The 22971-nt window shown below is 46.7% G+C and carries 18 protein-coding genes; 15 read left to right on the top strand and 3 right to left on the bottom strand.

The window, feature by feature from the left end:
• The first annotated feature begins 35 nt into the window (after window positions 1–35).
• The 8 genes from B5D63_RS32940 (at window position 36) to B5D63_RS32905 (ending at window position 13175) form a co-directional block, all read left to right on the top strand.
• Entirely contained in the window at window positions 36–3872 is a 3837-nt protein-coding gene (locus B5D63_RS32940) for a DUF5977 domain-containing protein (RefSeq protein WP_143313289.1), read from the top strand.
• Between the two features lie 4 nt (window positions 3873–3876).
• Window positions 3877–8277, top strand: coding sequence for a DUF6443 domain-containing protein (locus B5D63_RS32935; RefSeq protein WP_078673151.1), 4401 nt, complete (start codon window positions 3877–3879; stop codon window positions 8275–8277).
• 11 nt (window positions 8278–8288) lie between these two features.
• Window positions 8289–8540 (top strand): hypothetical protein, encoded by a 252-nt coding sequence (locus B5D63_RS32930; protein WP_078673150.1) that lies wholly within the window; start codon window positions 8289–8291, stop codon window positions 8538–8540.
• A gap of 274 nt (window positions 8541–8814) precedes the next feature.
• Complete coding sequence (locus B5D63_RS32925) at window positions 8815–10629, top strand: RHS repeat-associated core domain-containing protein (protein ID WP_235021693.1); 1815 nt, start codon at window positions 8815–8817, stop codon at window positions 10627–10629.
• On the top strand, window positions 10623–11102 hold the full coding sequence (locus B5D63_RS32920; RefSeq protein ID WP_078673148.1) for a hypothetical protein: 480 nt from the start codon (window positions 10623–10625) through the stop codon (window positions 11100–11102). The genes B5D63_RS32925 and B5D63_RS32920 overlap by 7 nt, the downstream gene beginning before the upstream one ends.
• A gap of 66 nt (window positions 11103–11168) precedes the next feature.
• The gene (locus B5D63_RS32915) at window positions 11169–11759 is read left to right on the top strand and encodes a hypothetical protein (RefSeq protein WP_078673147.1); all 591 of its coding nucleotides are present in this window, start codon (window positions 11169–11171) and stop codon (window positions 11757–11759) included.
• Entirely contained in the window at window positions 11735–12913 is a 1179-nt protein-coding gene (locus tag B5D63_RS32910; protein WP_078673146.1) for an RHS repeat domain-containing protein, read from the top strand. The genes B5D63_RS32915 and B5D63_RS32910 overlap by 25 nt, the downstream gene beginning before the upstream one ends.
• A 10-nt stretch (window positions 12914–12923) precedes the next feature.
• Window positions 12924–13175, top strand: a complete 252-nt coding sequence (locus B5D63_RS32905) for a hypothetical protein (protein WP_078673145.1) — start codon at window positions 12924–12926, stop codon at window positions 13173–13175.
• A 1142-nt stretch (window positions 13176–14317) separates the two neighbouring features.
• Here B5D63_RS32905 and B5D63_RS32895 read toward each other — a convergent pair.
• On the bottom strand, window positions 14318–16192 hold the full coding sequence (locus tag B5D63_RS32895) for an Ig-like domain-containing protein (RefSeq protein ID WP_078673143.1): 1875 nt from the start codon (window positions 16190–16192) through the stop codon (window positions 14318–14320).
• A gap of 131 nt (window positions 16193–16323) precedes the next feature.
• Between B5D63_RS32895 and B5D63_RS32890 the strand changes: the two genes are divergently transcribed.
• Together B5D63_RS32890 and B5D63_RS32885 are read left to right on the top strand one after the other, a co-directional pair.
• On the top strand, window positions 16324–16824 hold the full coding sequence (locus tag B5D63_RS32890; protein ID WP_078673142.1) for a hypothetical protein: 501 nt from the start codon (window positions 16324–16326) through the stop codon (window positions 16822–16824).
• A 350-nt stretch (window positions 16825–17174) separates the two neighbouring features.
• Window positions 17175–17729, top strand: a complete 555-nt coding sequence (locus B5D63_RS32885; RefSeq protein ID WP_143313281.1) for a hypothetical protein — start codon at window positions 17175–17177, stop codon at window positions 17727–17729.
• Here B5D63_RS32885 and B5D63_RS32880 read toward each other — a convergent pair.
• Both B5D63_RS32880 and B5D63_RS32875 read right to left on the bottom strand, forming a co-directional pair.
• Window positions 17726–18190 (bottom strand): GNAT family N-acetyltransferase, encoded by a 465-nt coding sequence (locus tag B5D63_RS32880; protein ID WP_159456256.1) that lies wholly within the window; start codon window positions 18188–18190, stop codon window positions 17726–17728. The two genes, B5D63_RS32885 and B5D63_RS32880, sit on opposite strands and share 4 nt — an antisense overlap.
• A 17-nt stretch (window positions 18191–18207) precedes the next feature.
• On the bottom strand, window positions 18208–18819 hold the full coding sequence (locus tag B5D63_RS32875) for a hypothetical protein (RefSeq protein WP_078673139.1): 612 nt from the start codon (window positions 18817–18819) through the stop codon (window positions 18208–18210).
• A gap of 217 nt (window positions 18820–19036) precedes the next feature.
• On the opposite strand from B5D63_RS32875, the gene B5D63_RS32870 reads away from it, so the two are divergent.
• The 5 genes from B5D63_RS32870 to B5D63_RS32850 all read left to right on the top strand — a co-directional run bounded on the left by B5D63_RS32870 (window position 19037) and on the right by B5D63_RS32850 (window position 22921).
• The gene (locus B5D63_RS32870) at window positions 19037–20017 is read left to right on the top strand and encodes a helix-turn-helix transcriptional regulator (protein WP_078673138.1); all 981 of its coding nucleotides are present in this window, start codon (window positions 19037–19039) and stop codon (window positions 20015–20017) included.
• Window positions 20018–20396: 379 nt separating this feature from the next.
• Complete coding sequence (locus B5D63_RS32865; protein ID WP_078673137.1) at window positions 20397–21779, top strand: serine/threonine protein kinase; 1383 nt, start codon at window positions 20397–20399, stop codon at window positions 21777–21779.
• Window positions 21780–21790: 11 nt separating this feature from the next.
• A complete protein-coding gene (locus B5D63_RS32860) occupies window positions 21791–22219 on the top strand; it encodes a MauE/DoxX family redox-associated membrane protein (protein ID WP_078673136.1) in 429 nt (142 codons plus the stop codon).
• 81 nt (window positions 22220–22300) lie between these two features.
• Window positions 22301–22552 (top strand): hypothetical protein, encoded by a 252-nt coding sequence (locus B5D63_RS32855; protein WP_078673135.1) that lies wholly within the window; start codon window positions 22301–22303, stop codon window positions 22550–22552.
• Window positions 22553–22666: 114 nt separating this feature from the next.
• On the top strand, window positions 22667–22921 hold the full coding sequence (locus B5D63_RS32850; RefSeq protein ID WP_078673134.1) for a hypothetical protein: 255 nt from the start codon (window positions 22667–22669) through the stop codon (window positions 22919–22921).
• Window positions 22922–22971 lie beyond the last annotated feature (50 nt).

The raw sequence follows: 22971 nt of genomic DNA, 5'->3' as shown, positions 1-22971 counted from the left end.
CTGGTGCTATGGAAGTGTTCCCTGATCGTATATCTATGAAGAAAGCTGTACTCGTTTTCATTTTTGTTTTGGGTGTTGTTGGCCCTCTTGCTGCGCAACAGGCGTCGTTGCCGGTGGACGTGTCCCGGCTGGAGTTCAAAGCGCGCCAGTCATTGCCGGTGGCGCCGGAAGCGGCACAACTGGGGAAATACGGCAACGTGCCGGTGAGCCTCTTTACCGGTACTCCGCAGATCAGCATTCCTCTGTATACCATCAAAGGACAGCAGCTGGAGTTGCCGGTAAGTCTCAGTTATAATAACGGCGGGTTTAAGCCGGGGGAAGTAGCCACCTGGGTGGGGATGGGCTGGTCGCTGAATGCCGGCGGCGTGATCACGCGAGGGGTCATGGGTAACCCGGACATCCCGGAAAACTACTACAATAACGGTCCGCTGGTGGTACCGTCCAGTTCCGACGTATTTGCCTACCAGGATTTCCTGCGGCAGATGAAGATGGAAGTGCGGGACCTGCAACCGGATGTTTACTATTACAATTTCGCCGGTAAAGCGGGGAAATTTATCGTATTGCCGGATAAAAGCATCGTAAAAAAAGAGCGTGACAACCTCACTATCCGTTTTAACTATCCCGATGAGTTTATCATCACCGATGAAAATGGTACCGTTTACCGCTTTGCAGATCCGGAAAGGACAACGATGCAGCTGATGGATGATGCCGAACCGGAAGCGCCGCCGCGCCGGTACTATCAGTATAATTCCAGCTGGTACCTGACGAGTATGGTGGCTCCCAATGCGATGGAAAGCCTTAACTTTTCCTATCAGACAACAGCGGAAGGGGCTATCACGGAAGAAATCTCCAGGAACAAATCGGTGACGCTGAGTATTATCCGGACACAGGTGCAGCCGCCACAATCCGGATACGAAGAGCAGTTGAGCAGCTTTACCGCTTCTCCGCCTTTTGTTTGGGTCCAGCGTAAATTTTTGACGGCTATCAGCTATCAAAGAAATGGCATCCAGGTAGGACGTATTCAACTGGAGTCGGTGGAAGACCGCCCGGATTCAAATTTTCCACATGACAGGCTGCTGAAAAAGATCAGTATTTATACAACGCTCAACGGCGCTGATAAACTGCTAAGACAATATAGCCTTGGTTATGGTTTCTTCCAAAACCCGGGGAATACTTATTCGAAAAAAAGGCTTCACCTGGATACACTGGCAGAAGTGACGCCGGTGGCCGGCATGACAGCGCCTCCGCCTTATCTGTTTGCCTACTACGAAATGGCTGGTAATACGCCTGAAAGGTTTACCGCTTCGCTGGACCATTGGGGATATTATAACGCGAGTGGAAATTCCAGCCTCGTACCGAATGTAACGTTCCCGAATGGCCGGGTAGTCGGTAACGGGGCGGACAGGGAGCCACATTTTGAAGGGGCTATTCAGGGCGTATTGTCGCGGATCACTTATCCAACCGGGGGGTACACTACTTTTACCTACGAGGCCCATGAGGCGTTGTTGAGTGATGATTCCTCCTCGCGTCAAGTCGGTGGTGTCCGTATCCGCGAGATCACGGATTATTCATATGCCAACAAAAAAGGGACGGTGAAGCGGTATGAATACCTGCAGGAAAACGGCAGGACAAGCGGCCGGAGCGACAATAATTTCCCCCGTTACGATATCACCACTTCCATGCACCGCTGGCCGCCGCCGATTATCAACCCCGGCACGGAAGACCAGCGCACCGCGAATTACACCGTGTCTGCGAATGCTGTATATGGAATGGGATCTGTACAGGGTTCCCCCATCGGTTACAGCCGCGTTACGGAATACCAGTTTGATTTCAATAATTCCCAGCCGTTGGGAAAGACCGTCTATCAGTATCATATCGAGAATATCAACCAGTTCGATGATCACGTAGGTAACGGAGACCTGGAAAAGAAATCGGTATACGACAACAAAGGAAATCTACTCAGTGAACTGACCAATACCTATGTTTATCAGATCATTGGAAACGTTCCGCAGACGAGGGTGAAAGTGAAGGATGCGCAGGATAATCTTATCCAGTGGTGTAAGAAACAGGATGTCAACGGCCTGTTCACCTATGAGGGGAGGGGGACCTGGAAATCCATGAGCGACTGTATAGACACCCGCACCTACTACAAAATCCTGTATGCCGATGGTTATACCATCTGGGCGCAGCAAAAACAACTGGTACAGCAGCAGGAGAAAACGTATGACCAGCTGACCGGCGCTTACCTGACCAGCGTTCGGAAAATGGTTTATGGCAGTGATAAACACACTTTCCCCACGCAAATCACCGATCAAACAACCAATAATGAAGAGGTGGTGACCGTGAAAAAATATGCCGGTGATTATACGGGCGTTAATGGTCCTGCGGCCGGTATCGCGGCGCTCGTGAATGCCGGAATGCCAGGGACGGAGATTGAAAGTATCCAGTATCGCCAGAGCGCGGGCGGCGGCAATAAAAAGCTCCTCAGCGGACTGTTGACGTACTATGACAATTACCTGCCGGTGCAGACTTTCCGGCTGGAAGCTGCCAACGCGCCCGGTACGTGGACAACTTCGTCCTGGAGCGGCAGCAACCTGGTAACGGACAGCCGTTACAAGCCTTTGGCCACTTTCAAATATTCCTTTGGGCAGGTGGTGGAGCAAAGTAAAGACAAAGATGCCTTGCAATCCTTTGTCAGAGACTACCCTGACCGCTATCCGACGATGGCGGCCATGAATGCAGGCATCGCCGAAATTGCCTATACCGGCTTTGAGACAGCCGGGCTGTATGGCGGAAACTGGGTAAATACCGGTGGGCAGTTCGATGGCAGCGTAGCTCATACCGGAAAGCAGTCGCTGAAGTTTTCTGCATCCGCTTCTATACAGTGTACGCTGGCGAGCGCCGTGGCCAAACCCATGATTGTCAGTTACTGGTCCAGAGGGGGAGCGTTGGCGGTCACGCAGAATGGCGCCACCAGTGTCCCGCTATCGGCAACAGGTATTACCCGCAATGGCTGGACACTTTACCTGTATCGCCTTTCCGGCACTACATCAACGGTTCGGCTGGCCGGCGCTAATGTTTGGGTGGATGATATCCGGATATACCCCGCCGATGCACAGGTGACCTCTTACAGTTACGAACCGGGCGTTGGCATTACCAGCACCACCTCCCCGGACAATATTGCCACTTTTTATGAATACGATGGATTGAACCGGCTGATGAACATCCGGGACGATAAAGGTAATATCCTCCAGAACTTTGTGTACAACTACGGGCCGGGTGCTCCCATGACGCCGGCTACCCCCACACTGTTTTACAATGCTGAGGCGTCCAGGGCGATCCTGAAAAATGACTGTACACAGGGAGAACCCACCACGGTGACGTATACAGTGAAATATGGAAGTTATGTATCGGCTGTAAGTCAGGCTGATGCTGATGCTAAAGCCATCGCTGAAATCAATGCCAAAGGGCAGGCTTACGCCAATGCGCAAGGGCAGTGTTTGTTCTATAACGTGTACCGCTATCAGAATTTCTTTAAAAATGACTGTGCGCCGGACATCGGCAAAATCTACAAATATGAAGTACCGGCACGTAAATGGTCCAGTCCTGTGAGCCAGGCTGCGGCCGACCAGCTGGCACAGGATGATATCAATGCCAACGGGCAGGCGGCCGCCAATAAATACGGTTCCTGCGCCTGCTCGGGCGAAGGGAAGAAGTTTATCAACGGCGTCTGCGAGACAGGGACATTGTATTACCTGTCGAGCGTGCCGGAAAATGGGCAATACCGCTGTACATACCAGTATCAGTTCAGCGACGGGACTACCAGCGGAACGTATACCAAATTATCTCCTACTAACTGTGTTAATCCCTGATACCATGAAGCGCATATATACGATCATACAAGTATTGTTTTTATTGCTGTTGACCGGTAGTACATCAGCGCAGCTGAGTACCGGGCATAACTTCATCAGCAGGACGGCGGTCAACGTGCCTGGTGTAAGCACGCAGGCGCAGGTGAACGCGCTGCCGGCTGAAAGCGGGAACAGGAGCGTTACCTACTTTGATGGGCTTGGCCGGCAGGTGCAGGCGATTGTGCTGCAGGGCAGTCCGGATAAAAAGGATATTATCACGCCGACAGAATATGATAATTATGGGCGGACAGTGAAAACCATTCTGCCGTACACAGATATGACGGGCGCAGGGCCGGGCAGTTTCCGGACAGGCGCTTTTGCCGACCAGCTCAATTTCTATAGTCCGGCGAATACAACGCTGCCGGACATTGCCAAAGACGACCGGCCTTTTGGACAGCAGGTGCCGGAGCTTTCCCCGTTGAGCCGGCCGCTGCAGCAGGGAGCGCCGGGACGCAGCTGGCAACCTGGCGGAGGACATACGCAGCAACAAGTGTATGCCGTCAATACCGCCGCTGACGATGTAAAACGCTGGACGATCGGCCCCAGTGCCGGTGGCGATCCGGTCGCAGGCAGCTATCTGGCCGGCGACCTCTTTAAAAATATTACGATTGACGAGCAGGGAAAACAGACCATTACTTTTACCGACAGGGAAGGGAAGGTAGTGCTGAAGAGAACACAGCTGGCTGTCAATCCCGTGAATGCGCATACCGACTGGTTGTGTACCTACTATGTATATGATGATTATAACAACCAGCGTTATGTTATCCCGCCGAAGGCGGTAACAGCACTGGCGGCGGGCGGCTGGACTTTTACCGGTCATCCGGATATCGCAGCAGAGCTCTGTTTTATCTATGAATACGATGAACGGCGGCGGATGATCACCAAAAAAGTACCCGGCGCCGCTGTGACGGAGATGGTCTACGATGTGCGCGACCGGCTGGTCTTTACCCGTGATGGTAATCTGGCGGCACAGGGAAAATGGATGGTCACTTTTTACGATGGTCAGAACAGACCTGTGATGACAGCGTTGTATACCTCCGCCGCTACCCGGGCCTCCTTGCAGGCGTCCATGAATACCGTTTCGGGGACGCAAAGCACCATAACCCATTCCTTTCCTGGTCCGGATAACCTGGTAGTGGCGTCTTACGATAGCCGTGACGCTTACAGGGCCCGCAGCAGCGTGACACTGGAAGGTGGTTTTGATACCGGTACCGGCGCGGACATGGTGGCAGAAACCGATCCTGCGCTGACGGGTGGGACGCAGGCTACAGCAGTTAATAATCCGTTGCCGGGTATTCCGGGTGCATCGCTGCAGCCGCTGATCTATACCTTTTATGACGATTACAGTTACACCGGAGCTTTGGCTGCCGAAACGGGTGATTTGTCCAGGGTGAATGCCGGTGGCGGCGCCAATGCAGACCCGGCGCCGTTGGCGGCGGTGGTGACGGGCAAGGTGACAGGAATAAAGAAGCTGATACTTGGAACGGACCAATATCTTACTACAACCAATTATTACGATGAGAAAGGCCGTATTATCCAGGTAGTATCTGAAAATAACAATAACGGTCGTGATGTGTCCAGTACGCTGTACGATTTCTCAGGAAAGGTGCTGGGCGCTTATGTCAGGCAGCGTAATCCGCGAAGCGGCACTACGCCTGATGTCCGGATACGTACCGTCTTTACTTACGATCATGCCGGCCGCCTGCTGACGGTTGCCAAACAGCTCAACGATGAAGGGACTTCGAAAGTGATTGCCGCTAACCGGTACAACGCCATCGGGCAGCTGACAGATAAAACGCTGGGGAATAATCTCGACAATATCCACTATGACTATAACATCCGCGGATGGCAGCTGGGGGCCAACAGAAGTTACGTGAAAAACAACACGGGTAGTTATTTTGGTTACGAGCTGGGGTATGACCAACCGGCATCTGTGATCGATGGCACCGCATATGCCACACCCGCGTTTAACGGCAACATCTCCGGAACAATATGGCGGAGCAGGAACGATGGCATCTCCCGGAAATATGACTTTGGTTATGATGCCGTCAACCGGTTGACACTGGCGGATTTTAACCAGCAGAACGCCGGGAGTACGAGCTGGACACGTAACCTGATGGATTTTTCCGTCAGTGGCCTGCAATATGATGAAAACGGTAATATCCTCTTCATGAAACAGCAGGGTTTGTCTGGTGGTGCGCGTGTGACCGTGGATGACCTCAAATACGGTTATGTGGCCAACAGCAACAAGCTCCGTTTTGTGACCGACCGGGCGAATAACCCTAACAGCACATTGGGTGATTTTAAGGAGCCGGTGTCTAACGAAACACAGGATTATAGCTATGATGCCAACGGTAATCTAACACAGGACAATAACAAAGGGATTACCAGTATACAGTACAATCACCTGAACCTGCCGCAGCGGATCACCATTACCGGGAAAGGGACGATTTCCTACCAGTATGATGCGGCCGGCGTCAAACTGCGGAAGACGGTTGTGGACAATACGCAGACACCTTCACAGACCACCGTCACCGACTATGCCGTCGCCGGGGAGTTTAAAAACGATACGCTGCAGTTCCTCGGGCATGAAGAAGGGCGTATCCGCACGGTGTGGAAAGTAAATCAGCCTGTAAGCTATGTCTATGATTATTTTGAAAAGGACCATCTGGGCAACGTCCGGATCGTGCTGACAGAACAAACGGACCTGTCCATGTACACGGCTACCATGGAAAGCGCCCGCGCGCCGCAGGAGACAGCTTTGTTCAGCAACGTCACCGAGACCCGTGCCGCCAAGCCTGCCGGTTACCCGCCCGACGAAAGTACCGGTGAGAATGCCTCCGTTGCTAAACTGAACGCCAAAACCGGTGGTCATAAAATAGGGCCGTCGCTGGTGCTGAAAGTGATGGCCGGGGACACCATCCAGATAGGCGTTAAAGCGTTTTATAAATCCCAGGCGCCGGCAGATAAGAATACCCCGCCGCCGGTAGAGGATATGATCGCCAGCCTGGCCCTGGCGTTTCAGGGTACCGCTACCGGGCAGGGGCAGCACGGTTTTGATGCCGCGAATAACACCACGCCATTCACCGCTGATTTTTATAATCACGAATACCAGCGGCTGAAAACCAAAGATGCAGACCAGCAGAAACCGGACAATCCGCGGGCATATCTCAATTTTGTATTGTTTGATGAACAGTTTAACTTAGTTGATAATAACAGCGGGGTGAAGCAGGTGAAGAAGGAGCCAGATCAGCTGCAGACGCTGGCGACGGATAAAATGCCGGTAGCTAAAAGCGGTTTTCTGTATGTGTACACCAGTAATGAAACCCCGCAGGACGTGTTCTTTGATAACCTTGTCGTGACGCAGGCGACCGGGCCGCTGCTGGAAGTGACGCATTATTATCCGTTTGGATTGACGATGGCGGGGATTAGTTCGAATGCGTTGAAGGGTGCGAATTACCCGGAGAATCGTAAGAAGTATAACGGGATTGAATACACGAGCGAATTAGATCTGGATATATATGATGCTCAGTTGAGGAATTTGGATCCGCAGATAGGAAGGTGGAACCAGATAGATCCGAAGATAGAGAATATGGAAGCGTGGTCGCCGTATGCTTCTAACTATGATAACCCGCTTAGATACAATGACTTTTTAGGAGATGAAGGAGAAGATCCCAACAAGAAGGGATTTGTTAATGGTGTTAAGGCAGGGTTCACAGGGTTCTTTAGAAACGCAGGAAATGCGATAGCGAATCCTGGGCAGACAGTAAAGGCTATGTTTTCGCCGAAAGCGCTTCTGGATAATGCACTTAATGTTGCCACAATGGGTGGTTATGGTATGGCGAAAGGTGTTATTGATAATACACGCGTAGTGATTAACGAAGGTGCACATGGTGCAGGAAAAATTGTTGGAGAAAAGGCAGCGGAGTTAACTGTTGCAGTTGTTGCTGAAGGAGGAGCTAAAGTAGTTAATGCATTGAAAGGTGCAGGTAAAGCGGGAGCTGCTGCTGAAGAAATGTCGACTGTTTATAGAGGGGTAAATGAGTCGCATCCTGGATATGGACAAGCTGTAGAAGGTAATGCTTATCCCAGAGGCGGAAATGCGACACCATTAGAGCACAATACAGTGACTACAGAAAGCGCTTATACTTCTTGGTCGACAAATCCAGACGTTGCAACTAATTTTGCATTAAGACCTAATGGCGGTGGTGTTGTTTTGGAAACTACGGTTCCTAAATCATCGCTAGTAACAAGTCCTAATTTGAAATCAGTTAATTTAAAGCAAGCCCCCGGAACAATAGTTAGTGAATCAGAAGTATTAATAAAGGGACCAGTGAGGGGTGCAACTGTTAGATATGTACAATAAAAATGAATATGATGGAAAATTTTCCTTTCTTACAAGGAGGCCAAGTGGCATTGCTTAGGGCTAGAGTTGAAACAGGAAATGTGTTGGATGAAAATCATGAACTGGCTATTGATGATCGCCAGAAGGTCTATACAATATTTGGGGATGTAAAAACAGCTTTACTAGCTGCACAGAATATTATAAAGGGGGATAAAAGTATAGAGTGTGTTATATATGATAAAGAGAGAGCTGTATTACATTATATTACGGTAGATAACCTTTAAGCATATAGTCATAAATGATAAGAGCCTTGCCAATATTAGCAAGGCTCTTATCATTTATGACTATATGCTTTTTTGTTTTTAAAATCGCGAATCATTATATCAATGTGATTGAGTACATAATCTTTAGCTTCTGCAGGTAGGGCATTAATGTCTTCTAATCGTAGACAATACCCAGGCGCCTTCACAGACCACCGTCACCGACTATGCTGTCGCTGGAGAGTTTAAAAACGATACGCTGCAGTTCCTCGGGCATGAAGAAGGGCGTATCCGCACGGTGCTGAAAGTAAATCAGCCTGTAAGCTATGTCTATGATTATTTTGAAAAGGACCATCTGGGCAACGTCAGGATCGTGCTGACAGAACAAACGGACCTGTCCATGTACACGGCTACCATGGAAAGCGCCCGCGCGCCGCAGGAGACGGCTTTGTTCAGCAATGTCACTGAGACCCGTGCCGCCAAGCCTGCCGGTTACCCGCCCGACGAAAGTACCGGCGAAAATGCCTCCGTTGCTAAACTGAACGCCAAAACCGGCGGTCATAAAATAGGACCGTCGCTGGTGCTGAAAGTGATGGCCGGGGACACCATTCAGATAGGCGTTAAAGCGTTTTATAAATCCCAGGCGCCGGCAGATAAGAATACCCCGCCGCCGGTGGAGGATATGATCGCCAGCCTGGCCCTGGCGTTTCAGGGTACCGCTGCCGGGCAGGGGCAGCACGGCTTTGATGCTGCGAATAACACCACGCCATTCACCGCTGATTTTTATAATCACGAATACCAGCGGCTGAAAACCAAAGACGCAGACCAGCAGAAACCGGACAATCCGCGGGCATATCTCAATTTTGTATTGTTTGATGAACAGTTTAACTTAGTTGACAATAACAGCGGGGTGAAGCAGGTGAAGCAAGAACCTGACCAGCTGCAGACACTGGCGACGGATAAAATGCCGGTATCCAAAAGCGGTTTTCTGTATGTGTATACCAGTAATGAAACCCCGCAGGACGTGTTCTTTGATAACCTTGTCGTGACGCAGGCGACCGGTCCGCTGCTGGAAGTGACGCATTATTATCCGTTTGGGTTGACGATGGCGGGGATAAGTTCGAATGCGTTGAAGGGTGCTAATTACCCGGAGAATCGTAAGAAGTATAATGGCAAAGAATTACAACGTGGGGAGTTCGGAGATGGTAGTGGGTTAGAATGGTATGATTACGGGGCGAGGATGCAAGATCCACAAATAGGCCGCTGGTATACTATTGATCCAAGTGCTGAGCATTATTTAAGTTGGTCTCCCTATAACTATGTTGGCAACAACCCTACTAATATTGTTGATTTGGATGGGAGGGATTGGTTTCAGGATAAGAAAGGAAATATTATTTGGAATGACTCCAGAGAGAAAACACTAACTCAGAACAAGACTTCTTATTCTAATATAGGTAATACACTTAATTTTGAGATAAATAGTTATATACATAAAGATAACGATCTAGGTGTACCAGGTGCAGGCGGTGATAAATTAACGACAAAATTTTCATTGACGGGTAACTATGATGATGAAGGTAAGTTTAGCGGATTTTCTGCGTCATCGCAACGAGAAACAGGTGCAAGTTTTGGGCTAGTACCAGGGGCGGATGGTGTAGATGGCGCACCCAATCAGGATGCATATGTGAAAACTTTATCTGATGGCACCGTAGTTGCGGGCGTTGAGCAACATACAGAAGTTAACAAGGTGGAAGCCATTGGTTTAAAAATAATGCACGGAAGATTAGTAGATGTTGCTCAGGATTTAACTGTAAAGATTGGAAAAGATGGAGCAATGAGTGCTACAATAATGCATGGTACCTTTCCTTCTGTAGATGTTAAAATGAATGGAAATACTGCTTATCAGTTTAGACAACATTCTTTCTTATTATCACAAAGCATTTATGGAGGTTGGTACGGTTCAGTAGGGAGAGAAGCAGCAGGGCAACCATATCAACGGACATCTGATGCGGTTAATTTACTTAACCGGTCTAAGCAAGCTCCTTATATGAATTTTGGTGGATTTAATGCCTCACCGGTAAACCCAAAAAAATATTCTAAAATATCATGGTAAAAAATATTATGCTTTATTTATTATTGATCTTACCTGGTTTAATGAGCTGCTCTCTAATCTTTAATACAATTAATGTGAGTGTTCCGAAAGGGAAGCAAGGGTGGTATTATGTTATACCAGTAAAGGATACAGTAGGCTTTACTTTTGAAATATCTTCTAAGAACGTTTATAAAATTAATAAGGATGGAGTTGCCTATGTCCCAGCCAACTTAATGGATAAGAGGGAAGATTTACAAGTAAAAATATATGAGGAAGGAGTGGATGTTACAGCTGATGCTAGATATTTAGGTCGGGTTGAAACGAGTAATACGATTAATGCCAAGCGTTACTATTATATTCATTTTCTCATTCCAACGGATAGAGAGAAAGGTATAGCTGCTGATGAGGCTTACTGGAGAGAAAGCAATTATAGAGAACAAGGGGATTTAAAGTTCGATAGTCTTTTGAAAACAGGGAAAATAATCTTTAAATGATAAAAAGCCGCAGGATATAAACTGCGGCTTTCTTATTGCAATACGTTTTTGATTTTTCTATTAGCAATGAAGGAATCGAGGAACTCATATACGAGTGTCTATGATTATTTTGAAAAGGACCATCTGGGCAACGTCCGGATTGTGCTGACAGAACAAACGGACCTGTCCATGTACACAGCTACCATGGAAAGCGCCCGCGCGCCGCAGGAGACAGCTTTGTTCAGCAACGTCACCGAAACCCGTGCCGCCAAACCTGCCGGTTACCCGCCCGACGAAAGTACCAGCGAAAATGCCTCCGTTGCTAAACTGAACGCCAAAACCGGTGCTCATAAAATAGGACCGTCGCTGGTGCTGAAAGTGATGGCCGGGGACACCATCCAGATAGGCGTTAAAGCGTTTTATAAATCCCAGGCGCCGGCAGATAAGAATACCCCGCCGCCGGTAGAGGATATGATCGCCAGCCTGGCCCTGGCGTTTCAGGGTACCGCTACCGGGCAGGGGCAGCACGGCTTTGATGCTGCGAATAACACCACGCCATTCACCGCTGATTTTTATAATCATGCTATTAATAAAAGCCAAAGACGCCGACCAGCAAAAGCCGGACAACCCCGCGCGCTTATCTCAATTTTGTATTGTTTGATGAACAGTTTAACTTAGTTGATAATAACAGCGGGGTGAAGCAGGTGAAGAAGGAGCCTGACCAACTGCAGACACTGGCGACGGATAAAATGCCGGTATCCAAAAGCGGTTTTCTGTATGTGTATACCAGTAATGAAGCCCCGCAGGACGTGTTCTTTGATAACCTTGTCGTGACGCAGGCGACCGGTCCGCTGCTGGAAGTGACGCATTATTATCCGTTTGGGTTGACGATGGCGGGGATAAGTTCGAATGCGTTGAAGGGTGCGAATTACCCGGAGAATCGTAAGAAGTATAACGGGATTGAATACACGAGCGAATTAGATCTGGATATATATGATGCTCAATTGAGGAATTTGGATCCGCAGATAGGAAGGTGGAACCAGATAGATCCGAAGATAGAGAATATGGAAGCTTGGTCGCCGTATGCTTCTAACTATGATAACCCAATTCGATATAAGGACTTCTTAGGTGATGAGCCAGACGGGCCAGGAGATCCTATTAAACAGGTTGGACTTGTTACAGGTAGGGAGTATAATCTGACAGCTCCAACTGGTATAGGTTCTGCCCTCCAATTTGCAGGCCAATATGTAGCAGGAACCGCGAATGAAATAGTTGCAGGAATAAACCAGAATTTAAATCCTGTTTATGCTGCAGTAAATGGTGCTCAGGCATTGTTTACCGGAAAGGATCTTCAATCAGGAAGAGCTATGAGCACTGGAGAATCTTCTATAAGTATATTAAGTGCAATGCCAATTTCGAAGACTTTGAGTATGGCGGGTAAGATAGCCGGATTTGTAGAAAGTACAATAGCCAACAAGGCTCTGCAAGGGGCAACTAAGACTGCGTTACAGAGTACAGCACAAGAGTTAGTAAGCGCCACTCAGGAAAGAGGAACTAGCTTAACTAGGTTTTTGAATTCAATGGGAACAGATACTAAAAGAGCTAGTGTGTTTTTCGGATGGGGAAATAAAACACAATTAACCAAATCTATATCTGATTTCACAAAAGCAGAGTTATTAGAGAATGGCTGGACAAAGGACAAATTGGTCAAGTTGGCAAGGTCGTGTAATGAACAAATACTGAAAGCACAAGCCAGAGGGGCAGTAAATGAGGCCGCTGTGGTGAGACGGAATCAGGCAATGGAATTAGCAAGAACTTTTTTTGGAAAATAATTTTTTTACAATGATTCAACAAACAAGTTTTAGTATTTATAATAGTTCGGATTCTGATATGGAAATAATACATGAACCTGAAGGATTTGTGTATACTCTTCCCATTCAGGAAGAAATCGTCATAGTAACTGATAGTTGCTTGAATAGTGTACAAATAAAGATATCTTCCGAAGAAAATAAAATTGTGGTCGCAATTCTGGACGAAAAAAGTCTATACAGCGTTATGTATAAGGGAGAAGATGTATTTAAAAATTATTTATAAGTATCTGGTAAATAATTGACCTGAAGGCAGTTTGAAAGATAGACTAGCAGGGATAATATGCTGCTGCTGCTCAGTTGAATAATGCAGCAGATGGCCGGTCTAATAACAAAAAGTTAACAAGTAATACGCTTTTTTGGGATTCTCTTTTTTTGTTTTGATAGTATTAAGTCCAGCGGCCCTAAAATGTTTGATGTGCTTAAATATGGTGAGTGTTTTGGAAAAAGACATTCTCGGAGGCGTGGGTGTATTCGAAAAAATATGCTGACAGTGTAATATCGGTGTTCGAGGAGGTGAATGTACGCAAAGTTTCAGGAAAGAGTGTTGTTATTTTAGCCTTTTATCTGGATGAAAAAGATATTTAGTGTATGTTCATGATAAAAAAGTGACAAATGAGTTTTGGATATAAAAAATGCAAAATTAGATAGTATTAAACCTGGATGGTATTTTGGAGAAAGATAAATAGTCGGACCGCTGTCAGGTAAGAAGTGCCCGGAAGAAGCACCTACTACACGAATAAGTTAAAGATAGTATAGTGCAAGAAATATTTTTCATTGCAACGGAGATGCCGGAAAATTTGGCAATTCCGTTAAGAAGGAGAAAGGATGATTGAAGCTTAGCAGGGATGTTAATATTTCCTTTGGTATCCAATGTTGCTCCGTTTACATTTTTTGTTATCATGGGCTTTAAATCACCTATTCATGGAATTCGACTTTGATGATTGCTATTGGCATGATTCTATTTTAGAAAGTATCTTCATCGATAGAAGACCCCGGTAATAATGATACGATAGAAATGGTTGTTGACTGGTATGATGAGCCAAGATCAAAAATAGTTTTCAATGGGGTATGTTTGTTCAAGGCTGCGATGAATTTCGACATAAATGCCAAAGGATCAATTGATATAGCTTATATCGCTCCCGAGGATGATCCGGATTTGTTGTTTTTCTATGAGAAATGGAAAGGGGCTTTTGATAACGTTCTATTGAAGTGCTATATAATTAAGACCTCGTCTACAGGCAGTGACATAAAAATACTTGCTGAATCGGTTGAAAAGGTTCAGCTATAAGTCTGTGATGACAGAATGAAAAGCGGGGACAGTTGCAGGTACAGACCGCCCCCAGCTTTTTAGATTCCACAACGCTGTTATTTTTGTAGCGTAATAAAGGACTGATAAACTTCTCCAGTCTGCAAAACTATCCTCACAAGGTACAAGCCGTTCGCGCCGTCCAGCCGGAACATATTGCCGCCCAGCCTGTCTTTTTTCACTTCTCTGCCCTGAAGATCATATACCAGCAGTAGCGCGCCGCCAAAATCCGTTTTGCTGTCGATTTTTACTTCCCCGCTGGTGGGATTGGGGAATACTTTCAGCGTCATCGCTTTGGCGGCTGGTGTTGTAAGCATACGCTGCTGCGTTGCACAGGGTGTGACGTAGACGGTCACCGGTTTTCTCTGTGGATAGTCGCATTCAAACCCTGCTGTAACATAATAGGTAGTCGTTGCAGAGGGGTGTGCCACGTAGGTATTGCCGGTAAACAACAAGTTACCTTCGGAAGGAGCGTCATACCACCGGATGGCGGAAAACGCTGAGCGGGGATCTGCCGCATGAAGGGAGACGCTGTCCCCGGCACAAATAGCGATGCTGTCCTGGTCAACGGTTACCGGTCCGGCGAAGCCACCTTGCAGGAACGCCTGGTATGCCGTGTCGGAGGTGCAGCCATTGCCGATCGCCTGTACATATAGTTCTACCTCCAGCGGGTTGTAGGTGATACGCGGTGGTATTACGATGCGGTTGTCATTTAAAATGTAAAAGGTAGTATCCGCTACCGGCCCTAAGAAGCTGGAATGAAAAACACGGACTTTATAATTCAGTCCCGGCTGATGGTTCTGTATGGAGATCACCTGCGTGTCACAGACCATTTCCTGCGGTACGGCAAACACTGGCGCCGGCATAGTTTGCACGATAACTTTCACCGGTTTGCGTTCGGGATATTCGCAGGTAAAAGCGCCGGCGGCATAGTAGGTGGTGGTGGTATCGGGGATGACGAGGAAATAATTGCCGGCTCCCAGCCAGTTCCCACCGACAGGTGCATCGTACCAGCGGACCACGATATCGGAAGACTGAGGGCTGAAGGCATGCAGAAACGCATAACCTCCCTGGCAAATGGTGACGCTGTCGGCATCTACACTTGGCAGACCTCCGCTGCCACCGAGGTGATATACCTGCCTTACCGTGTCGGAGCTACAACCAGTGAAAGGATTTACCGCCTGTACAGCCATATTGACCGTCGCTCCCATAAACGCAACTACCCCGGGCACGGCGATGGTGTCGTTGTCTTTTACTGTCCATGTAGTATCTTTCAGAAGCCCGCCGTTGGCGGCGGTGTATTTTGCATGAACGCGATAGTCAATTCCGGGTTGATGATTGTGTACAGGTAGCAGTTGTTCCCCACAGACCTGGCCTTGCGGAACGCTGTAGGCGGGGAGGGCAGGGGTACCAGTATGGTAGTAGGCATAATAAACGCGGAAGCCATCCAATAATCCCAGCAGACTGCTGCTCAGCGTGATTTTTACCCGGTCGAAGGGCTGTTTCGGGTGCAGGATGACCGTCGCGCGGGAGCTTCCCTGCAACAACCTGAGGATGCTGCTGTCGACGACCTGGGCATCATTATTGGGTGTGCCACTGTTGTATGTTTGTATGCTAACGCCACGAAACAGGTTGGCGGACAAGAGTGTGTTTCCGCTGCCTATGCCGATGACCAATGAATCGCAGCCCGTGCTGCTCGCTGCAGGAAATATCAGGGTCTGTTGTACCGCCACGCCCAGCAAGCCGGCGGTGATGGTGAAAGCGGAATAGTCGTCCCGGTTGGTGTTGACGGCATTGTTCGGATTGACGACGCCACAGAGCAGGCAGAGACCTGTGACGCCGTTCGTTTGTATGTTGGCATAAGTTTGTGCTTTTAACCAGGCACATGGTACGCAAAGCAGTAGCATGATGAGGGAGTAGCATTTGATTTTCATGGGTAGATGTTTAAAGGTGAATCGTACAGCAGTATTTTGAGGACGGTGTTGCGGGTCTTTACCGGGTTGAGTGGACATAATCATCCAAAGCTAAGCCTGGCGGGTGTTTTAATATTGCAGCCTGTTCTCAGATGCTTGTATTATATTTGGGCGCGCTCATCTTCCTCTCTCTCACCGAATGTATCCTCTGCAACGAAGTCATAGACGCTTCGCGGCCCTATGTCGGTTTTCCTCCTTTTACCGGCAATACCAAAGACCCGTTGTACCACTTCAGCGACTGTGCCGTCCATGAAAGCTGCCTGCACAGCCACCCCAGCTGCCAGCAAGTGCTCTCCATCCTCGACGCGTACGATGCCAGTCTTCCTTCACGCGGTGGCGTTTGCGCGGTTGACGGGGAGCTGATCACCGACCCCCATAACTTCCTGTCCTTTGGCCTGCTCACCTCTGATCCGCAGGAGGAATTGTACCGGTTCAATTTTCTTACCTTCAATAAAATGAACATCAGCGGCTGGGCCGACAGGGACGAATTCGTTCGAATAGCTACTGATTTTTTAGATGCCGGTAAATGGGTGGGAACTTCCGGGTTTAACGCGCTCGCCTATATGATTTTGCAGGTCCGGAAAATATACTAGCTTTCTTATCGGACAGGTCGGACAACAGGCGAAGAGGACAGGAAGGGGATGAAGATAACGACGGTGCCGGTGTGTGGTGGTAACAAAGATGGCGGTGTTGCCGGGGTTTGCATAGTACAGCTGAATTCGCGTTTTAGATGATATTTTATTATTTTAATTTATAAATTATTGATATGTAATTATATACATATATTTTGTTGTAATGTTTTTGCCTTGAAGATTTGCTCGCCTGCGAGGCTTTTTTATATCCGGCGATGTTGTATACCTGATTGTACAGGAATTCCCTTATTTTTGACGCCTGACTTAAAAGAATAATAGCTCCACAAGAGTTTATGAATATGTATAAAAATTTGGAAATAAATTTCCAGGAGCAATATTTTGACATTGAGGCACCGATCATTCCCGGGGTAAGTCTTGGTGGCATACAGCAGGGGATGTTGGTAAAAGGCCTGGAGAAGATGTTTCGTACAGACCAGTACTTTGCCCGTGACAAGAAGATCAGCCTCGTGACAACACCTTCCTTGCGATATATAGAATACTGGTATATGGGTGGTATTATTCGCCTGAAAGTGGACATCTATGATGGGCGGATTACTAATATTATTGCCACGAAAGGCTATCAGGGTACGGTTAACGGCGTGCTTCGTGTAGGTATGACCGTGCGTGAGGTCCTGCAGGTGGATGCAGGCTTTACCTGTTATTCTCCTCCGGGCGGATTGATGAGCCCTAATTTTCTGGGTATCTGCCTGTATTTTACACCGAACTTCGACGCAGAGACCGACAGCCTGTCGGACTATATGGACCATAAGATCCTGGGCATTGGCCTGATCAATGAATTTAATGCAGAGGGAGACGATGTGTATGTGATGTTATATGGTTTGAACCATCCCCGGTTTAACGGTTAGTTTTTCAGTTCCATATCATACCGGTCCAATCCCGGACCGTAGAAATCAGGCGTGACTTTCGTTACGGCAAATCCCATTTTCCCGAAGAAGGGGGCGGAGTGTTGTGTGGTGTCCAGCTGGATGGCGCAGGAGGGGCATACTGCCCTGATGGCGGTTATCCTGTACTGCAACAACTTTTTGCCCCAGCCCTGTTTGTGGTATTGCTGGTGAAGCAGTCCCCAGGTCATGACCGCGGTGGTTTTGTCGGGGCGGATATAATAACCGCCGCAACCGATGATCTTCTCGTCTGTTACGATGACGAAATAACATTCGTTTTTATCCGATAGGTCGCGTTTCTCCTGTTGATCCAGCCATTCGCCGAAGTCTTTCCGTTCTTCCGGAGCGAAGAACCCGGGCATGTTGCTGCTGAATGCCTCCAGGCAGGCAGATTTATCGGCCTTGGTGTATGGTCTGATGATCATGCAGTGAAGATAGGCAATTATGCCGTGATCTGTTCCGAGGCTACCTGGTGTAATATCTCCCGGCATCTGGCGCCGAAAACTGCTTCTTCCTCCGGCGTGTTGGCTGGCGTGTGGATGATATCCTGAAGTTGCTGTTGTAAGATGTTGCCTATTTTGCCGCTGCCGTAGAGCCAGGATTTTTCCTGTTCGAAATTGTCCAGGTAGTGTTGTGTGATATCCTGTCTTAATGCGTCAGCCGTAAATTCCAGGCGGATAACTTCTTGTCTGCCTTTGGTGAGGATGATAGAAGAGTATTCCGTACTGCCGTGGACGATGCCATATTCGTCCGGTTTGAGCAATACCTTTCCCTGTTCCACGAAGCGGGTGTAGAGGGTTTTGTTGGGAGACGTTTCGATGACGAGCTTGGGTTTTTCTTCGTTGATGAGTAATGTTCGTCGTTGTTCCGTGAAGCAGACCATCCAGCGCAGGGAGACGCTTTCGTATTGTTTGTCCTGGAAAAGAACGCCTGCATCCTTAAATTGAATGAAATAGGGCTTAGTGAACGGTCTGACATAGCCGGTGTAGTAAAAAGGAACTACTTTTTCGATGGTATATGCTATTTCTTGGGTTTCGGCGATTTGTAATATCATAGTGTTTTCTTTGAGGGCAGTGAAAAAATAACTAACAAGTTATGATTCCAAACTGCTGATGTGACCGCAGCAATGAAAACTTAACATTGGGTGTAATACTTTGCTGTAAAGGGTTTGGTAAGAATCGTTTTGTGTATTCCTGTGACGGGTTTGCAGTACTTTGTGGTAATTTGTATAGATCTACTTATTTGGTCGACCGCCTAAAACCACTTTTGAGATGTCCCTCATCCACACCATGGAGTTTGTTATAGCAAATGCGCCCAGTATTCACCTGGTCCCGGCCGTGACTGTCCCGGAGGCTTATCGTCAGTATACACAAGGGTTTGCCAGGCCTAATTTGTTTACTTCTTCCAAAATAGATATCCTGGTACAGCGGTATGAGGCGAGTGGTACTTCGATTGTCAATATTGTTTTTATTGCGCATGAGAAATCGATTGTAGAGACGCAGGTGAAGGGTGTATTTCATGTATGTTCCTGTATGCTGCAGGGTACAGCGGAGGTATTTGTCAGGAATGTCGGCAAAGTGTTGCTTTATCAGGGGCAGTTCAACCTCTTCGAGATAAAGCCGGAAAAATTACTGCTGTACTTTGAACCAGGAGTGTATGAATGGCAGGGGATGGCTTTCTCAAGGAAACAGATCAGCGACCTGGCCGGACTATCGCCCATGCTGAACAAGTGGTTATCAATGATAGACGGTGCTAAGTTTGTCGCTGTCAGCAAGCATTCCGGTATCATACAGGAGGAGCTGGGAAACCGTATTCGTGAAATGAAAAAGGCAGCTGTGCCTGAGAAATTGAAGCATCTGTGGATGCAGCATAAAATATTCGAGGTGCTGATGTGGGTAGTAGGTTATTTTGAAGGTGAACAACCATCAGACGCGGGGAACAACGAGTTTATGCTGTTTGCCGGTATTAAATCCTATATAGACCAGAATCTCGATATCCCCCATACGATAGCGGAACTGGCACATATGTATAATATCAGTGAATCGAAAATCAAGAGGGGCTTCTCTAAATATTATCAGATACCCATCAGTAAATACCTGATCAAACAACGGATGGAAACAGCGGAACGGCTGGTGCGGGAATCCGGTCTGAGTATGAATAAAATAGCCTACATGCTGGGATACGGCTACCCGGCCAACTTCACCAGGGAGTATAAAAAATACCACGGCAAACTCCCGGGTGCTGCCCGTTAACCTTCCAATGTTAACTTTTTGGAAAAGGCTAAAATGATAAGGTACCATTCCCAAAATGAATATTTTGTTATCTTTTTATTAAGGAACTTTATATTGTTGACGTTGTTGCCAGGAAAATCAGAAAGCCCGAAAAGAAGAACCTAACAACTTATCAAAATAACCGATCTTTTTTCCTGGAGCGCTACCATTAAGGACGAAATCGAACAATTTATCAAAAAATGCAGCGAATAAAATGCGAGGAGGCCTCCTGGCCTCTTGCAGCCTTGCTATGCCAACGGATGCTTTAAGTAATCCCGAATAGTGATGTGTACACATTGTGCCCGTATTATCTGCCAGCAGTTTGTATGGTAATGGCTTCGCATTGCATAAAACAATCCATATGATAAACGAATTGAAGGAAACACACAACCAGAATGTAGATCAGCAAAATGGTTTCCACCACCTGCTTGATGAAATGGGGATATTGTATACGGATGAGGAGGTCTATCTCAATGTAGGAGGACTGCCTTCAGCTAACGGATGGGCATTGTTTTTAACATCCGATGTCCTGCAGGTTCGGGATCTTATTAAGGTAGTTTCTCCTTTGTTGTACAATGAAGGTATTGCATTCAGTGTGATAAAGAATAAGACACTGGCGACAAGGAAGAATGATTTTTGGCATGGACCAGATGAAGTGGGAAAAATGATAATAGTTTTTACTGTTGAAGAGGATATTACCAGAAAAATGATAGCTAGGCTGGCTGTTCTTACTAAAGATTTTTGGGGGCCTGGCGTAAACTATTCGGTCAGAGTGGCGGAAATAATCTACGTGACCTATATAAAATATTTTGATCAACAACAAGACGACGGAAGCGTTGAACGGATTACAAGTCTTGTATTTCCTAATGCCAGGAGGTTGCCGTTTAAGATATGCCGGAAATACCAATACTGGAAAAGGAAAAGGCTCTTGAAAAGAAGGTATGTTCCGTTGCAGATGATCAGCCGTTCGCCGAAGGGAGATTTGCTCAAATCGGTTGATTTGAGGGGTTTAAAGTTTAATTGGTGCTTTATAAAGGAAGGCAAGTATCATGTTTTTAATGATAAGTATGGCAGATATATTAAAGACAGATTGAAATGGCAGGCGAAAGTACTTTGTGAATTAGAAGATCACATTCCGATACCCAAGTTTATTGACTATTTCGAGCAGGGAGAAGAGTGTTATTTGGTTATGGAATTTCTTGACGGTGTAGATCTTTTTAGAAGGATTGATGATATGTATCAAAAAAGAAAATGGAGTGAACTGGACGAGGAAACACAGCAACTACTGATACGATATTATCTGGATGTTTTATTCATAATTGAAAAAATGCATCAAAAAGGGTATATCCATAGAGATGCTACTGCGAGTAATTTTATGGTTTTGACATCAGGAGAGGTGTATACAATTGATCTCGAGCTGTCATATAGTATATACAGAAACGAACCATTTCCTCCGTTTGCAATGGGAGTATTTGGATATGCCTCTCCTGAGCAAATAGCGCTTGGAATACCCACTATAAAGGAAGATGTATATACCATGGGAGCGTTATTGTTACATGTTTTGACAGGTAAACATCCCAATTCGTTTATCAGTAACGAAAGTGAAGTGGATGCGAAGGCGATAGTTGAAGAAGTTAAGGAATTATTTCTGCAGGAAGTAATATTAAGCTGTATTGATTTAAGTCCTGACAAGCGGCCTGAATTAAAAGATGTAAGAGCGGCCGTGGAAAGTATGGTCAAGTAAAAATAAGATATATGAGAAGATACCTGTTAAGAGACATAGCGACTTTCGCTTATATTCTCCTTTTCTCGTTTGTGGCTGCAAGTAAATTAATGGATATGGAAAAATTTGCAGCGCAAATGAGACTACAGCCGCTTAATGCGTCATTGGTGCCGTATCTGATATGGGGGATTCCCATTGTCGAAGTGTTGATTGTGTTGGTGCTGTCGGTACCTGGCTATAGGATTGTCGGTTTGAAGCTCGCAATGGGATTAATGCTTGTTTTTACAGGATATATTTCTCTAGCGAACTTTGGCTATTTCGTGAATCCTCCCTGCACGTGTGCGGGTGTTATTAGTACGTTTACCTGGAATCAGCATTTATGGTTTAATCTGTTTTTCCTGATATTGGGAGTGGTGGCTATTTTACCTCCATTTGAAAAGAAATCTTTGAAGTTAAATTAAGATACTCATGCGCATAGTACAGGTTCGCCGGGCCTGTTAAAAAAATGGCAATATGTTAAATAACCTTTAAAAATCAGATTTATGAAAAAGATTAAAATCGCTTTTGCAGCCCTTACTGCTGTTGCCGGAATTGGTGGTGCTTATGCAACTACTCATCAAGGTTCTGTTAACAGAGCAGGTACCATCTTTAAATGGCATACTGTTGGTAATACCACTGTTTTCGTAGGGACTGTAGCTAAAGCTACTACGTTTGGTCAATGTTTTGGTACTGCTCAAACTTGTCTGCGTGGAACAGCTCCTGGTAAAAATCCAGTTACTTTGAAGAAAGACTAAGCTATTTGTTTCAAGAAAGGAGATGGCGGTTAGCCGTCTCCTTTCTTTGTTAGGAACAAGACAAGTTCGAATGTTATCTCATTTCATGGAAAACTTTTATAAAATAGAGTATTTATGGAAAAGATCAAGATGATATTTTCAGTTTTGGGAACTTTGCTTGGTATAGCCGGAGCATATGCTACCAATAATTCCCGCGAAACGGGAGGCAACGGTGTGATGTATAATTGGTATATATCAAGTGGTGATCTCGCCTTCAGCGCTACTATAGCGGTTGCAAAGAGCGTTTGTCCATATGATGGTATTGATATATGTTTACGTGGAACTGCCTCAGCATATCATCAGGTGCCTGTGACATTGTTTCGTCCCTAACAGGGCATTGATGTAAATGAAAGTCCTGATGTAGGAGAATCAACTAATAT

This window comes from Chitinophaga eiseniae (assembly GCF_900167135.1).
Lineage (GTDB): Bacteria > Bacteroidota > Bacteroidia > Chitinophagales > Chitinophagaceae > Chitinophaga > Chitinophaga eiseniae.
This window is presented reverse-complemented; position numbering and strand designations above follow the sequence as displayed.